This window comes from Blautia sp. MSK20_18 (genome assembly GCF_020553125.1).
In the GTDB taxonomy this organism is placed as follows: Bacteria; Bacillota; Clostridia; order Lachnospirales; family Lachnospiraceae; genus Blautia_A; species Blautia_A fusiformis.
Genome location: NZ_JAJCGR010000053.1, coordinates 1 through 15,080, shown reverse-complemented (window position 1 = coordinate 15,080; position 15,080 = coordinate 1). Strand labels below are relative to the sequence as shown.

General features: G+C 43.4%; 14 protein-coding genes and 4 tRNA genes. 6 read left to right on the top strand and 12 right to left on the bottom strand.

Going from position 1 to position 15,080, the window contains the following annotated elements; genetic code table 11:
• Positions 1–2: 2 nt before the first annotated feature.
• From LI091_RS17100 to epsC, 3 genes are all read right to left on the bottom strand, one after another.
• Positions 3–75, bottom strand: a tRNA-Gly gene (locus LI091_RS17100).
• Positions 76–78: 3 nt separating this feature from the next.
• Positions 79–149 (bottom strand) — tRNA-Gly (locus LI091_RS17095).
• Between the two features lie 125 nt (positions 150–274).
• Positions 275–1,195 (bottom strand): serine O-acetyltransferase EpsC, encoded by a 921-nt coding sequence (epsC, locus tag LI091_RS17090; RefSeq protein WP_092071382.1) that lies wholly within the window; start codon positions 1,193–1,195, stop codon positions 275–277.
• A gap of 156 nt (positions 1,196–1,351) precedes the next feature.
• On the opposite strand from epsC, the gene LI091_RS17085 reads away from it, so the two are divergent.
• A tRNA-Ser gene (locus LI091_RS17085) sits at positions 1,352–1,439 on the top strand.
• A gap of 127 nt (positions 1,440–1,566) precedes the next feature.
• A tRNA-Trp gene (locus LI091_RS17080) sits at positions 1,567–1,637 on the top strand.
• 172 nt (positions 1,638–1,809) lie between these two features.
• Here the strand turns inward: LI091_RS17080 and LI091_RS17075 are convergent.
• The 7 genes from LI091_RS17075 to LI091_RS17045 form a co-directional block, all read right to left on the bottom strand.
• Entirely contained in the window at positions 1,810–2,238 is a 429-nt protein-coding gene (locus LI091_RS17075; protein ID WP_092071379.1) for a cytidine deaminase, read from the bottom strand.
• A gap of 36 nt (positions 2,239–2,274) precedes the next feature.
• Complete coding sequence (gene udp, locus LI091_RS17070) at positions 2,275–3,066, bottom strand: uridine phosphorylase (protein WP_059085420.1); 792 nt, start codon at positions 3,064–3,066, stop codon at positions 2,275–2,277.
• Positions 3,067–3,242: 176 nt separating this feature from the next.
• Positions 3,243–3,842, bottom strand: coding sequence for an NUDIX hydrolase (locus tag LI091_RS17065; protein WP_092071373.1), 600 nt, complete (start codon positions 3,840–3,842; stop codon positions 3,243–3,245).
• Between the two features lie 138 nt (positions 3,843–3,980).
• Positions 3,981–4,952 carry a D-2-hydroxyacid dehydrogenase gene (locus LI091_RS17060; protein ID WP_237972693.1) on the bottom strand — a complete coding sequence of 324 codons (972 nt, stop codon included), beginning with the start codon at positions 4,950–4,952 and terminating at the stop codon, positions 3,981–3,983.
• A 71-nt stretch (positions 4,953–5,023) separates the two neighbouring features.
• On the bottom strand, positions 5,024–6,169 hold the full coding sequence (locus LI091_RS17055; protein ID WP_022426840.1) for an ABC transporter permease: 1,146 nt from the start codon (positions 6,167–6,169) through the stop codon (positions 5,024–5,026).
• The gene (locus LI091_RS17050; protein WP_118752492.1) at positions 6,156–7,280 is read right to left on the bottom strand and encodes an ABC transporter permease; all 1,125 of its coding nucleotides are present in this window, start codon (positions 7,278–7,280) and stop codon (positions 6,156–6,158) included. Before LI091_RS17050 ends, LI091_RS17055 begins: the two co-directional genes overlap by 14 nt.
• Positions 7,281–7,292: 12 nt before the next feature.
• Positions 7,293–8,222 carry an ABC transporter ATP-binding protein gene (locus LI091_RS17045; RefSeq protein WP_118752534.1) on the bottom strand — a complete coding sequence of 310 codons (930 nt, stop codon included), beginning with the start codon at positions 8,220–8,222 and terminating at the stop codon, positions 7,293–7,295.
• 343 nt (positions 8,223–8,565) lie between these two features.
• On the opposite strand from LI091_RS17045, the gene LI091_RS17040 reads away from it, so the two are divergent.
• The 3 genes from LI091_RS17040 to LI091_RS17030 all read left to right on the top strand — a co-directional run bounded on the left by LI091_RS17040 (position 8,566) and on the right by LI091_RS17030 (position 11,709).
• Positions 8,566–9,747 (top strand): sensor histidine kinase, encoded by a 1,182-nt coding sequence (locus tag LI091_RS17040; RefSeq protein WP_265191401.1) that lies wholly within the window; start codon positions 8,566–8,568, stop codon positions 9,745–9,747.
• A gap of 133 nt (positions 9,748–9,880) precedes the next feature.
• Positions 9,881–10,501, top strand: coding sequence for a response regulator (locus LI091_RS17035; protein WP_265191400.1), 621 nt, complete (start codon positions 9,881–9,883; stop codon positions 10,499–10,501).
• A 65-nt stretch (positions 10,502–10,566) separates the two neighbouring features.
• Entirely contained in the window at positions 10,567–11,709 is a 1,143-nt protein-coding gene (locus tag LI091_RS17030; RefSeq protein ID WP_265191399.1) for an RluA family pseudouridine synthase, read from the top strand.
• Here LI091_RS17030 and LI091_RS17025 read toward each other — a convergent pair.
• Positions 11,691–13,097 (bottom strand): MATE family efflux transporter, encoded by a 1,407-nt coding sequence (locus LI091_RS17025; protein ID WP_118514777.1) that lies wholly within the window; start codon positions 13,095–13,097, stop codon positions 11,691–11,693. The genes LI091_RS17030 and LI091_RS17025 overlap by 19 nt on opposite strands.
• Positions 13,098–13,406: 309 nt before the next feature.
• On the opposite strand from LI091_RS17025, the gene LI091_RS17020 reads away from it, so the two are divergent.
• On the top strand, positions 13,407–13,709 hold the full coding sequence (locus LI091_RS17020) for a helix-turn-helix transcriptional regulator (RefSeq protein WP_242981921.1): 303 nt from the start codon (positions 13,407–13,409) through the stop codon (positions 13,707–13,709).
• A 239-nt stretch (positions 13,710–13,948) separates the two neighbouring features.
• Here LI091_RS17020 and LI091_RS17010 read toward each other — a convergent pair whose 3' ends face one another.
• Positions 13,949–14,560 (bottom strand): ECF transporter S component, encoded by a 612-nt coding sequence (locus tag LI091_RS17010; RefSeq protein WP_022426832.1) that lies wholly within the window; start codon positions 14,558–14,560, stop codon positions 13,949–13,951.
• Positions 14,561–15,080: the final 520 nt, after the last annotated feature.

The following is a 15,080-nucleotide window of genomic DNA, read 5'->3' as shown; positions in this document are numbered from 1 at the left end:
AGAGCGATAGACGGGGCTCGAACCCGCGGTCTCGACCTTGGCAAGGTCGCGCGTTACCAACTACGCCACTATCGCATAAGCGGGTGATGGGAATCGAACCCACGTATCCAGCTTGGAAGGCTGGTGTTCTACCATTGAACTACACCCGCGCATCGTCGCTTCGGTGATTACCGATCGCTTGACCGCTGCAACGATGATTAGTATATAGCATGCTGTTTTATTTGTCAACAGGTTTTTTTAAATTTTTTATTTTTTTTATTTATTGGATTTTTTATCAATACTCCCATACATTTGTGGCAGAAACCTGGGCCTTCGGTTTCTTGATCACAAGCTCCGGACTTTTTGCACTGACCTTGGTATTTGCAGGAATGGATTCTGTGATAAAGGTATTACCACCTATAATCGTATTCTCTCCTACAACCGTCTCACCACCGAGCACTGTGGAATTAGAATAGATCGTTACATTATCACGAATCGTCGGATGACGTTTTACATTGGCAAGCTGCTGTCCCTTTCTTGTGGAAAGCGCTCCCAGTGTTACTCCCTGATACAGTTTTACATTATTTCCGATCTCTGTAGTCTCACCTACAACCACACCGGTACCATGATCGATAAAGAAATACTCTCCGATGGTCGCTCCCGGGTTGATATCGATTCCTGTACGGCCATGAGCATATTCTGACATCACGCGCGGGATAAATGGGATCTCTTCTTTATAAAGAACATGTGCCAGACGATACACGTAGATAGCAAATAATCCCGGATATGAAAAAATGATCTCTTCCTTGCTCTTGGCTGCGGGGTCACCATCAAAACCAGCCTGTACATCTGTCAGAAGCAGTCTCTGGATTTCAGGAAGCTGCTCAAAAAATCCACCGGCAGTTCTGTCTGCATGAGCTGCTGCTTCTTCCGGTTCCTCTCCGTGATAAAGAAGTGCGATCTCGATCTGATTCTTCAATCTGTCATAAAGATCATTCAGTCTGTGTCCCACATAATACTCCGGAAATACGGTAGCACTGGTATCCGTACTGAAATATCCCGGAAATACAATAGATTTCAGATCTCTTACTATATCAATGATCACCGAACGGTTCGGCAGACGTCTGCCGCTCTTCGGCATAAAAAGTTCTTCTGAAGCATAATTCTCAGTAAGACCCTTCACCGCCCTGAGAATCGCTGATTTCTTATCGCTCATAATTCCCTCCATTTCTGCACATCCACTTCTGTCTGCACACTTTATCTCATTATCATATTATAGTCTGGAAGATTCGTCAATAATACAAAAAAGAAAAGTTTTAAAAAAGATTGAACTTTCTCCGGATACCTTATATAATAATAAAGGTTTGCATCCGGAGATGTACCCAAGTGGCTGAAGGGTCCGCACTCGAAATGCGGTAGGTCGGGCAACCGGCGCGAGGGTTCAAATCCCTCCATCTCCGCTTTTCTGCCGATTTATGACAGGAAGAATTTTATTTATATTTTATTATACAAAAAGCACTCTCATCTCTTGACAATTGTATATTTTATATGTATAATTGCAACAGTGATGAAAACATAATTTAATATAGGGGATTGGTCAAATGGTATGATAGGGGTCTCCAAAACCTTTGGTGGGAGTTCGATTCTCTCATCCCCTGCTATTAGAATCGCTGAAAAATCTTAATTAAGGATTTTCAGCGTTTTTTATTGTATGGCAGAAAAAGTGATCGCCCGGCCTGTCATATCAACATCCGGGCGATCACTTTTCAATATTTTACTTCTCACTGCATTCATATCGTGAAAATCTCTGCACATATCCACATGCGCTTATCACTTCAGTTTCTTCAGATTATCCGGTCCAAATCCAAATGGCAACAGTTCCTTTAACGTAAAGATATCATATTTTTCTCTGCTGACTGCCAGTATGATCTGAAAGGTTTCCGGATCACAGAACTCCATCATAACCTGTCTGCATACTCCACAGGGTGCTGCATACTCTGTAGGAACACCATCCTTGCCGCCAACGATACAGATTGCCTGAAAGTCTCTCATGCCTTCACTGACCGCTTTGAAAAAAGCAGTTCTTTCCGCACAGTTTGTTGGAGTATAGGCAGCATTTTCTATGTTACACCCGGTATAATAGGTACCGTTTTTTACAAGAAGTACCGCCCCTACATGAAAATGTGAGTATGGCGCATAGGAATAGTCCATCTGTCTGATTGCCAGATCGATCATTTCTTTGATCTGTTTTTCTTCCATAGTTTTCCCACCTTTCCTGAATCAGGCATGTATACGTTATTCTTCTTTTTTCTGTGCCTGATCTGCACGGATCAGTTCACGGATCGCCTGTACTGCAACCTGGATTGCCTTATCGGTATCATGTACCACAGGATTATCCAAACCCAGCTTTTCTCTTTCCTGATTTGCAAGCACCAGGAAGCAGGAGCCCACACGTACTTTTAAATGGCTTGCCACTATAAAAAGAGCAGCGGATTCCATCTCCGACGCAAGACAGCCGAGACGTTTCCACGCTTCCCATTTATTCATCAGTTCATAGCTGACCGGCTTGGTTTCCGGCTCATGCTGGCCATAAAAGGAATCCTTACATTGTACCACACCTGTGTGGAATTCACATCCTTCTTTCTTTGCTCCTTCCACAAGTGCATTGATCACTTCCAGATTTGCCACTGCCGGGAATTCAATAGGTGCATACTCTTTGCTGGTGCCCTCCATACGGATCGCACCCGTTGCAACAACAATATCACCACTTTTTACCTCCGGCTGCATTCCACCGCAGGTTCCGATGCGTACAAATGTGTCAGCCCCGCACCGATAAAGCTCTTCCATTGCGATAGAAGCGGACGGTCCGCCGATTCCAGTAGATGTCACACTTACCTTCACTCCGTCCAGTGTTCCGGTGTATGTTACGTATTCCCGGTTATCTGCTACCAAAACCGGATCATCAAAATACTGTGCGATCTTTTTGCAGCGTTTCGGATCTCCCGGTAAAATAACGTAACGTCCCACTTCTCCTTTTGCTACCTGAATGTGATACTGTCTGTCCGCATCCTCTGAATAATTTTTCATGTTTGTTTCCCCCTTTCTCAGCTAACAGTTTCCCTATTCCTTATGAATAAAAAAAAGACTGCATTTTCATACAATCCAGTCCTTTATTCTTTTATTTTAACCTTGCTTCCCGTCGATCCCTGCAAAACTGTATTGTCTTACATTACAGTCAGATTTTCGTATTTGCTCAGTCAATGTCAAACCTCTTTTGTCTTTATCCCATTATAACATAGATTCATTTTCTTCAAAAGCTTAATATAAACATGTTCCACAAACCACGGTTCTGTTGATCTCATCAATGCTTCTTCCGGTGAAAACCAGGCTACACCGCTGTTTTCATCTGCTTTTATGGAAACAGCCTCTTCTGAATCTGCCTCAAGGAGATATGTTAGGTTAAAGTGCAGATGGCTGGATACATATTTTCCTTTTTTCATATGACCGTCTACAGTCAGGGATTCCAGGGAAAAAATCTCTTCTGACACCGGACGAACATTGGAAATCCCTGCCTCTTCTTTTACTTCTCTGACAGCAACGGACAGTAAATCCGTCTCACCATCTGCATGTCCTCCAAGCCAGGACCAGGAATTGTATATGTTGTGATATACCATAAGGACTTTCGTCCGTTCTCTGTTTACTACCCAGGCAGAAGCTGTCATATGGGCTACTGCATTTTCCCTGGAAAAAGCATTCTCATTATTTCTGATCCAGTCCAGGATCAGGATTTTATCTTTTTCTTCCTGCTCATTGTATGGCTTGTATTTTTCTATCTGATCGATCAGTTTCTGGCGTGTTATCATTATGCACTCTGTCTCTTTCTTAAATATCCATAAATGTATTTTTAGTCAAGCGGATAAAAGCATCCGCTTCGCTACTTGCTCATAACCGGATAACTGCTTCACAGTTTATCAGAAGGAGCTTGTAACTATCTTTTTTATTTAATACCCATCCTTTAACCGGACAATATTTTTTAATTTTTTTCCATTCAGATATCGTTCCATATTTTCCATGCAGATGTTCCAGATCATATCCTGGACTTCAGCGTTTCCACCGAAACTCGGGCCTGCAATGTGTGGAGTGATAAGGACGTTTTCCATATTCCAAAGAGGTGATGTCTCCGGCAATGGTTCTGTTTCAAATACATCCAGGACCACTCCTTTTAAGTGGCCTTCCTCAAGTACTCTGATCAGGTCTTCTGTTGGAATGAGGCTTCCTCTTCCTACATTAACCAGAATTGCATCTTTTTTCATGGAATACAGCCGTTCGTAATTCAGAAGGCCTTTTGTTTCCGGTGTTCCCGGGAGACAGCCAATCACAATGTCCGCTTTCTGAAGCTGCTGATCCAGCACTGTCAGATCATATACCTCATCAAACTCTTTCATCTGCTGCAAATACTCCGGGACTGCAGTTCTTTTTATTCCAGTCACATGCGTTTCAAACGCTTTCATTCTATGGGCAATATTTCTTCCTATATCCCCTGTTCCCAGGATGAGAATGTTTTTTCCATATATGGTTTCTGATGATCTATTCTGTACCCAGAGGTGTTTCTGTTTGTTCTTCCAGTAGTTCGGAAGTTCACGGTACAGCGCAATGATATTCCCGATCACATATTCTGATATGATCTTTCCAAAAGCGCCAGAAGCATTGGTTAATGTAACTCCTGTCGGGAATGCTTTCATTTTTGTATATTTGTCCGCACCGGCCCAGGTCAGCTGGATCCAGCGAAGATTTTCTGCTTTCAGGATTTCTTCTTCCTCTGGCTCTCCGATCACTACTTCTGCTGCTGCGATCGCATCCTCAGTTTCTTTGCCCTGAAATGTAAATTCGCACTGATCTCCGAATTTTGTTGCAAACTGATTTTGAATTTCTGCATTGCATTGTGGTTTTAGTAAAACTTGTATTTTTTTCATGTTTTTCTCCGCAAATCATCTTTATCAGCTATATCCTACCATAATTAACAGCCATCTGCTATTATTTTCTGTTATTTCTGCCGCTGATACCTGGTCACTGCCAGGATCATGCAGACAAAAACTACCGCAAACATAGCTTCCAGTCCAATACCTTTCCACACCGATACAGCTGCCTCACCTGTTAGGTGGCTGTAACTTCCAAGAGTCTCATTTACGTTTTCATACCAGTACACAGGAAGAAACTGAGACACCTTCAGGACGTTTCTGTCCATAATGTTCATGGGAACAAACACACCACACAGAAAGCACATTCCAAGAGACAGGATATTTGCGATCCCGCTTAACATGTTGCTGTTTTTTACAAAAAGACCGATCAGATAGGAAAGTGAAAGTGCCACTGCCATCATTACCAGAGTGTTCAGTACATAGTATCCGAAATTTTCTGAACCGAGAAATGTTTTTCCATACATAAGGATAGCTCCAGCCATACCGATTCCCCATAAGCCCCCACCCATCACAAACATGGCCAGAAGCCCTTCCAGACTCTGTCGTCTTGCAGAGATCGCAGATGCCTGCATTCTCTTTGGTATATCGTCTTTTTTGAAAGCCATCAGAACATATCCCATCACATAGCAAAGTAATGCAAGAAACAGATATGGAATATATCGGAAATAATAGAGCCATCCGGACGTACCACTGTTTTCATCTGTATCCAGCATGGTGACTTCTCCTCTTTTTTTATCCAGGATCGCTGTTGCCGCTTCCTTCTGGGAAAAACCGGCTTTCAGATATGTCCGCATTGTATTCAGGCAGCTCTCCAGCTGCTGATCCACATAATATGCCGAATAAGATCCGGGCACCTTGGTCACAGAAATACTTTCACCGTTTACCATACAGTTCTCATAAAAATCCTCAGGAATCACCACGATGTATTCTACATTTCTGTAAAAAAGCTCTTCCTGAAGCTTCTCCCTGTTATCCTCCAACATGGTCACGTGATGCGTACCTTCAAGCCATTTTACCAGTCCTTCTGCAAGTGGTCCGTTGTCTTTATCCACCACTCCGATCTTTATTTTTTCGCTTTCATAGCTGGTATAAGTTTCCTTACCGGCCGCTGCCTGAAGTGCCATTGTCACTCCGAAAAAAATGCCCAGATACAGGAGGATCAGACCTGTATTTTTTTTCATGATCCTCATATAGCCTTTAAATACTGTCATAACGTTCCCTCCTGACCATGAAAAAGGATGCCATCACCAGCACCACGCACATTACCGCCAGTGTGATCAGATTTCTATAGTATCTGGTCATATCATCATATACATTGATACAGTAAAACGCATCTGAGATCAGTGATGCAGGATTGATCCGGTTCACAAACGGAACACTTTTTTCCACGATATCCTTCATATTTCCGTTCATCAGTCCGGCAAGAAAGCTGCTTACCATAGAGATTCCAAGCATGAGCCCGATTCTGACGCCTTCCTGCATTTTTCCGAAGCTGCCTATAAACATTCCCATAGATACACCGATGAGACTTCCGAAAAAAGATACCACCAGCATTTTTCCCATCTGTCCCTGAAAATCCAGATTGAGAATATACCGGAGATACAGGATCAGAATGATCACGTCCACATAGCCCAGAGCAAAAGATGTCAGCTGGTCTGTAAGGATCAGCTTCAGCTTGTGGGTCGGCGTTACACACCTTCTGGCTGCCAGAGGTGTGATATTGGCCTGAATCCCGATCGCAGAGCCAAATCCGATAAAGCATCCATACAGGCAGGCCATGGCGATCAGTGCGTAAAAGAACTGCACATTTCCGTCAATGGTCCGGCCGCCAAGAGAGACTTCCCTTACCAGGCTGTCGGAACTTAACAAGGATTTCATGGTTTCCATATCCATCTGCGGATTTTTTTTCATGATATTGGTGATGGTCGTTCTGGTGTTTTCACAGCTGTCGAGAACTGTCTGAAGGATACTTTCTTCTATTCCGGTTCCTGCTACTGTAAGGGAAGGCTCTTTTCCCACATAATAAATCCCTTCTACTTTTTTATCCTGCAGTGCTTCCAGCGCTTCCTTTTCCGACATTTCTTCTGCTTTTAAAAGATCTGGGCTGCTTTTTTCCACTTCATCCAGATAGGTCATTAAAAACGTATCCGCAGAAGCTTCCTTCACCACTGCCACCGGAACCGTCTGAAAATCTGCTTCATTGATATTTCCGAATGCAAAATAGAAAAAAGTTCCAAGCACAAGCGGAAAGACCAGCGGCCAGAATACAATGTTAAAATTCCGGATCTTGGAAAGAAAACTGTATTTCAGTAAATGCAACATCTCCCATCCCTCCTAATCTCTCAGCTGTTTTCCGGTGATCTCCAGAAAGACATCATTTAATGTAGGCAGTTCGGAAAAGACTCTTCCAAAAGAAATATCCTGGCTTTGCAGATAATTAAGAAGCCGGATCAGGTTATGCTTCGCATCGGTACAGCGCACGACCAGCACCTGTTTTTCATACTGCACATCAAACACATGCTCCAGTGTGCGGATATCCCGGAGATTTTTTTCTTCCAGGGCAATGGCTTCTACGGTGATGGTCTCTCCTGTTTTGATCATCTGCTTCAATTCTTCCTTTGTTCCCTGAGCGATGACTCTTCCGTGATCCATGATGGCGATCCTGGTACAGATCTGCTCCACTTCTTCCATGTAATGGGATGTGTAGATAATGGTGGAGCCCTGGTGGTTCAGCGTCTGGATCCCTTCCAGGATCTTGTTTCTGCTCTGTGGGTCTACAGCTACCGTCGGCTCATCCATAATGATCAGTCTTGGCTTGTGGGCGATCCCGCAGGCAATGTTCAATCTTCGTAAAAGGCCCCCGGAAAGCTTCTTCGGGTACATTTTGCGGAAATCTTCAAGACCTGTAAATTCAATGGCATCCTCCACCAGCTCTTTTCTCTGTTTCCTGTCCCGTATGTAAAGGCCGCAGAAATAATCGATATTTTCCTGCACTGTCAGCTCATCAAAAACGGCTACATTCTGAAGCACGATCCCAATCTGTTCCTTGAGCTTATAGCTGTCCGGCTTCATCTCTTCTCCGAATATCTTTATTTCACCTCTGTCATATTTCAGAAGTGACAAGAGGCAGCTGATGGCCGTTGTTTTTCCCGAGCCGTTGGGACCAAGTAATCCGAAGATCTCACCCTCCCGGATATCCAGTTCCAGATGATTCAGTGCGGTAAGATCACCGTATCGTTTTACCAGATTTTCTATGTGGACCATACTCTGTGGCATATGTTTTCCTCCTTTTTTACAGTCCGTTAAGCAGGACTTTTATGTCTTTTTCGCAGAAATTCGTATTTCTTCTATGATGCCATTATATCCTTTTCTTCTGTCTGCTCCAAGTGTTGAATGTCACCACCTGCGAATGACAAATGTCATGTCTTTTTCAGAAGGATAGATTTTTCTTTGCAGGGAAGGAACCGGTATATTATAATAAAGGCACATTGATTTCAGAAATTTGTGCAGCAAAAGGGGTTCTCCCGGAACAGGATACGATAATTTTAACCGGTTATCTGCCTGACTTTCGGAAAACACTGTAATTCTGAGAAAGGGGGTTATTTTTATGCGTTATTTTACAGATTCCATACTATTGCTTTTATACAGTACTTTAACATTTTTTTATGTGCCTGCAGATCAGGCTCTTGTGTTTGCCCTCCTTTTTGCGGTGATCCTTTGCTGCATTACTTATCTGTGCAGGGTATGTAAAACAGAATCCTGTTCACACAATTCTTTGCCAGTATTGAAAAACGCCGGAAATATCATTCCGGTTCTTGCAGGAAGCTATGTGATCTTTGGATTATGTTCCCTGTGGTTTTCGGATCTTCTTCTGTTTTTCCCGCTGCTGCTGTATCAGACCTTATCTGCCGGGCTTTTTCCTCTGGCAGTGGCTGAGCTTCCACTTTGGGGATTTCTGGTTTTTCAGATCAATAGATTTCCGGCAGTTCTTTGTCTGCTTGGGATTTTTGGTTTCGTTCTCTCATTTTTTCTCTGGCTCTATGCCAGAAAATATCAGGCTCTTTACCAGGATTTTCATCAGATCCGGGATGACAGTGAGGAACATACGCTTCTTCTTTCTGAAAAAAACAAGGCACTTCTGGAAAAACAGGATTACGAGATTTATGCTGCTACATTGCGCGAGCGAAACAGAATTGCCAGAGAGATCCATGATAATGTGGGACATGTACTATCCCGTTCTATCCTTATGACTGCTGCCTGCAAAACCATCAACAAAAATGATTCTCTTGATCCTCTGCTTGGAAATCTGGAAGAATCCCTGAACGGTGCTATGAACAGCATCCGTTCCAGTGTACATGATCTTCATGACGATGCGATAGATCTGGAAGATGCCATAAAAGGACTTGTAAAGGATTTCACCTTCTGCCCGGTGAATCTTACTTATGATATGTCCAGGCAGATTCCAAGAGAGGTGAAATACAGTCTGATCAGTATTACAAAGGAAGGGCTTTCCAATGTGATGCGGCATAGTAATGCGGATTCTGTGGATATTCTTCTGCGGGAGCATCCTGCACTTTATCAATTGTGCATTGAGGATAATGGGACACCGGAAAATGAAATTCCGGATATTCAAACTGTATCTGACAGCAATAAGGCAAAAAATACTTCCGGTGGTATGGGACTGTCCAATATCCGTGACCGTGCAAAGGCGCTGGGCGGTACGGTCCAGATTACGCAGGAGAACGGTTTTCGGATCTTTGTGACGATCCCGAAATCTGTTTCTAATTGAATCAGACAGATATTTCTCACTTTGCCGGAAACCTTCCTGATTTGATCAAAGTACTTTCCCGGCATATTGGATCCGTCTGTTTTTTCTGATCTGTAAATTTACTTTTTATAACTCATAAACAGGAGATTTTGACATGAAAATTATAATCGTAGACGACGACTGCCTGGTTGCAGGAGCACTAAAAACCATTCTTGAAGCAAACCCAGATATCGAAGTGACTGCCACCGGCTCTGATGGTGAAGAAGCCTGCGCTCTGTACAGAGAGTATCTTCCGGATATTCTTCTAATGGATATCCGTATGAAAGGAATGGACGGACTGGAAGCTTCCAGAAAGATCCTGGGCGAATTTCCGGAGGCAAAAATTCTTCTTCTGACTACTTTTTCCGATGATGAATATATTGTAAAAGCCCTCCGCCTCGGCACAAAGGGTTATCTTCTGAAGCAGGATCATACCAGCATTCTTCCGGCCCTTCAGGCGGTTTACTCCGGTCAGACCGTATTCGGCACAGAGATCATATCCAAAATCCCTAAACTCCTGCAGTCTTCCGACGGATTTGATTATGCTTCCAGAAACATCAGCGAACGGGAGCTGGATATCATCCGGCTGATCGCCAACGGATACAGCAATAAGGAGATTGCCACAGAACTGTTTCTCAGTGAGGGAACGGTACGAAATTATCTCAGTTCCATTCTGGATAAACTGCAGCTGAGGGATCGGACTCAAGTTGCTGTTTTTTATTATCAGCATAAATAAAAATCTCCTGCATCCAAATTCCTGTAAATATTTATTAATTTAATAGAATCGGAGGATTCCTCACAATGAACCGCTATCTTACTATCTATATCCCGAAAACAGCTGTTCCGGCACCTGTCTCCCGCTTTCTTCGCACGCAGGCAGGTCTTACAAAAAAGCAGATCAGCCAGGCGAAGTTCCGTCCCGGTGGTATCCGAAAAAACGGACAGCAGTGCCGGGTAACGGAAACCGCTTATCCCGGGGATCAGATCATAGTATGCCTGGAAGCGGACGATGTGGATTCTGCCCAGCTGGAATCTTCATCCTTTACTGTCAATTTGTCCAATCACAATTTCCAGTTCTCCACAGACGCAATTTCATATTCTGATTCCGCAGCTTCAGAATTTGCAGGTTCTGATGTCAATTCTCACAATTATCATTCACTGGCTACAACGTCACAGTTTCTTCCTGAGTTGGCGATCATATACGAAGACCAGGATATCCTCGCCATAAATAAACCTGCCGGGATTGTCACTCACCCTTCCGGTTCTCACTACAGTGACAGTCTCGCCAACCAGGTGGCTTCCTATTTCCGTTCCAAAGGAGAGCCTACCAAAGTCCGGTCTATCGGACGATTGGATAAAGAAACCTCCGGTATCCTGCTCTTTGCCAGGAACCAGACTGCTGCCGCCAGATTACAGAACCAGCGTGAAGAAGGGATTTCAGAGAAAACCTATCTGGCTGCAGTTTCCGGTTTCATGCCTGTGGATGAAGATGGAGCTTTTCACAGGATCTCCGTTCCCCTTGCACCTGACCCGGATAACCGTCTGAAAATGGTCGTATCCACAGATGGCACGCTTCCCGGAAGCAAACATGCAGAAACCCTTTATTCTGTTCTGAAATCTACCGGCCCTGACGTAGCAGCTCCGGCTTCTCTTGTAATGCTCCGTCTGAAAACCGGCCGTACACATCAGATCCGTGTACACATGGCATCTCTCGGGCATCCTCTTCTGGGTGATTCTCTGTACTGTTTATCGGACATATCGAATCCGTTTTCCCGGGCTGCACTCCACGCATGGAAGCTTAAATTTCAACTTCCATTTTCAATTGACGAAGCTGCTTCCGACACCCGGGCTTCCATGCATCATGACAAAAATGCCAAAAAAGAAATCTCCCTGGAAGCACCCCTCCCGGAAGATTTCAAAAAATTCTATGAAACGATATTCTGAAGCCATACGCCTTTTTTTACAAGGATAAATCCAATGACACATTTCATCATATCCGCTGCCTGGACCATTGCGTAGATCACAAGTACAGGCAGACCTGTAAAACGGCTTAAGGTAAATGCGATCGTTACACTTACCACCCAGATAAACACACTGTCAAACAGAAATGTAACGATGGTCTTTCCACCGGAACGCAAAGTAAAATATGTTGCATGCAGGAATGCATTCTGCGGCATGAAAAATGCTGTGATCATAATAAAATATTTCGCCAGAGTACGTGCCTCAGCATTGGTATTGTAAAGCCTTGGAAACAGTGGTGCCATTACAAACATCACAGCTGCCACGCAGGTACAGCAGAACACAGAAAATGCGATCATCTTGTTGTCCGTATCTCTGGCTTCCTTCATCTTACCTGCCCCCAGAAGCTGTCCTACAACAATGGCTACCGAATCTCCAAGTGCGATAAATACGATATTAAATACATTGTTGATGGTATTGGAAATATTTAATCCCGCAACCACGTTCAGTCCACGGACTGAATAACACTGTGTCAGCATGGCCACTCCGGCTGCCCATAAAGTCTCATTCAGAAGCAGCGGGGTTCCCTTAATAAGTATCTTCTTTGTCAGGTTCGCCGGAACCTTTAATGTTGAATACAGACCCTGTGCAAAAATATTCTTTTCTGTATGCTTATGTGTCCAGCTCAGGACAATGCAGGCTTCCACATATCTGGAGAGCACTGTGGCAACAGCCGCACCTCTTACTCCCATTTCCGGGAATCCAAATTTACCATAGATCAGAAGATAATTAAATATCAGATTGATCAGCACAGCCACGATCCCGGCCTTCATGGGAAGTACGGTCTCACCACATTCACGTAAGGTACTTGCATAGACCTGCACCATCATAAATGGCGGAAGTCCCAGAAGCATGATCCATAAATACTGTTTCCCATAAATAAGAGTATCCCTGATCTCCTGTGCGGTTCCGTCACCTTTTAAATACATGCTGATCAGTGAACCCCCAGCTGTCAGAAACAGTATAATGGTGATCGCTGTCAGAATCACTGCCATCCACAGTTTATAACGAAGTGTCTGGCGGACACCCTCATGATCCTTCTGTCCGAAATACTGTGCTGTAAAAATTCCCGCTCCGGACACCCCGCCGAAAATACATAGATTATATACAAAGATCAGCTGATTGACGATCGCCGCTCCAGACATCTGTTCGGTACCGATACGACCGATCATAATATTGTCCAGAAGACTGACAAAATTTGTGATCCCGTTCTGTACCATGATCGGTACTGCAATAGACAGGACCATCAGATAAAACCTCTTATCTCCTACGAACTTTCGGAAAAAAGAAGATTTCTCTTTTACCTTCTCCATAAATTCTTCCCCCTTGTTTTTCGTTTTCCTTCATCCAAAATTCTTCACAAAAAGAAGACTGGCCACCCGAAACAGTCTTCCCTTTCGTAAGCGTTGTAGCTACTACCTTACTACAAACTTCTTTTATTTTCAATAGTCTTTATAACGATAAATCTCCGCTTTTTTTGTATCTTTTTACTCCACCATACGACTCTCGTCTGCAATATCCTGATCTTTGAACTTTTGTTCCAGCTGTGTCACAATTTCAGTGTCAAAGTTTTTCAAAGTGATCTAAGCCGGCTGAAAAAAGATCTGGACCGGCTGAATCTGGTGCTGAATTATATTTCTGAGAATTACAAACGGCCTATTTCTCTGGATGAGATCGCAGGTGTTGCTTATCTCCAGACTGGATATTTCTGCCGTTTTTTCAAGAAAAAGATGGGGGTTACATTTCTGGAATATCAGAATGAATACAGACTTTCTTTTATCTATAAAGATCTGATCAATACGAAAGACCCCGTGCATGTGATCCTGGAACGCCATGGATTCACCAATTATAAGCTGTTTCGACGGATGTTCCAGGAGCACTTCGGGTGCACACCTACGAAGGTGCGGGAGAATATGCGGAAATAACAGTACCTTCTCTTACACCATCCAGTCTTCCCGCAAATACGAAGGAAAGTACCGCAGCAATCACTGCCATGGATACGTCAAAACAGATCTTGGTTGTTCCGAAATTTGTTTTCTATGTGAGGATAACCATATAAAAAATGATCCTATATCCGCATAAAAAAACAGCGAAATGGATTTTAACTTCCATTTCGCTGTCTTGTGTTATTTCTTGTTTTCTATTATTTTTTTAGTATGTCGTTTTACGCAACCTGATTTTTGTTGTTGGTAACTGTGATCAAATGACTTTTGATCAGTACCGGACGTACTGCATTATAGATGATCGCTACCAGAATTACAGATACAACTGCATTGATAAAGGTTGCCGCCGCACTCATTTTTGCAAGTGCCTGTGCCAGTTCCTGTGGCTGTCCCAAAATGTACTGTTTGTAGAAATATCCTACGATAGGATCTGCAATTACGTTAAATGCAAGTCCTGCGATAGATGCGATCACACTCCATTTGAAAACATATTTTTTATCTGTACTCTCATTGATCTTTGCAACCTTGTGTGCCACAAGACCTACGATCAGACCGATACAGAATTTCAGTACAAAGGTTTTCGGTGCGCCTGTGATATAAACAGGGTCCATGATATCTGCAATTCCCATTCCGATAGCTCCGGCAAGTCCGCCATATACGCCACCCAGAAGCAGTGCTGCAAGTACGCAGAAAGCATTTCCAATATGAATGGATGTTGCGTCTCCGCCCGGCACCGGGATCTTGATCTGCAGAAATGTGAAGGATACATAACATAAAGCTGCTAATAACGCAGTTTCTGCAAGTTTAACTACTGTGTTGTTCTGTGTGTTCATAATAATTCCCCTCTCGTTTCGTTATTACCTTTGTTATTACTTTAATGTATGATTGTATTAATGTAGGAATGTAATAACTTGGATGTTATAGTACCGCTTGTTTGGGTATATTACAAGGGGCAATTTTTATGTTTTTTTAGGGGACAGTTTTTATGGGTAATAAAAAAGTGGCTGTTTAAGCCACTCTTTCATGATTGTATATTCAAAACTACATACATGTTCTGTTGATGATCGTTAATCTTTTTTGAATCAATTTTAACCTGCGTACCGATTCACCTTTTTTCACGGGCTCGCAGCTAAAGCTACATCGCCTGTTCTTTTGGCTACTCCAGCGGTGGTCATCTCACGACTCCGTCGTTCGATGTCATTTGCTTCGCAAATGTCCAGTCTGTACCATAAATGGTTCTCCACAAGCAAGCTTGTTCCGCCCCATTTCTGTTACATCCTGCCCGCTTCCTCGGCTGGTTGGTCAAGCCCTCACCCGATTAGTAACAGTCAGCTCCATGTGTTACCACACTTC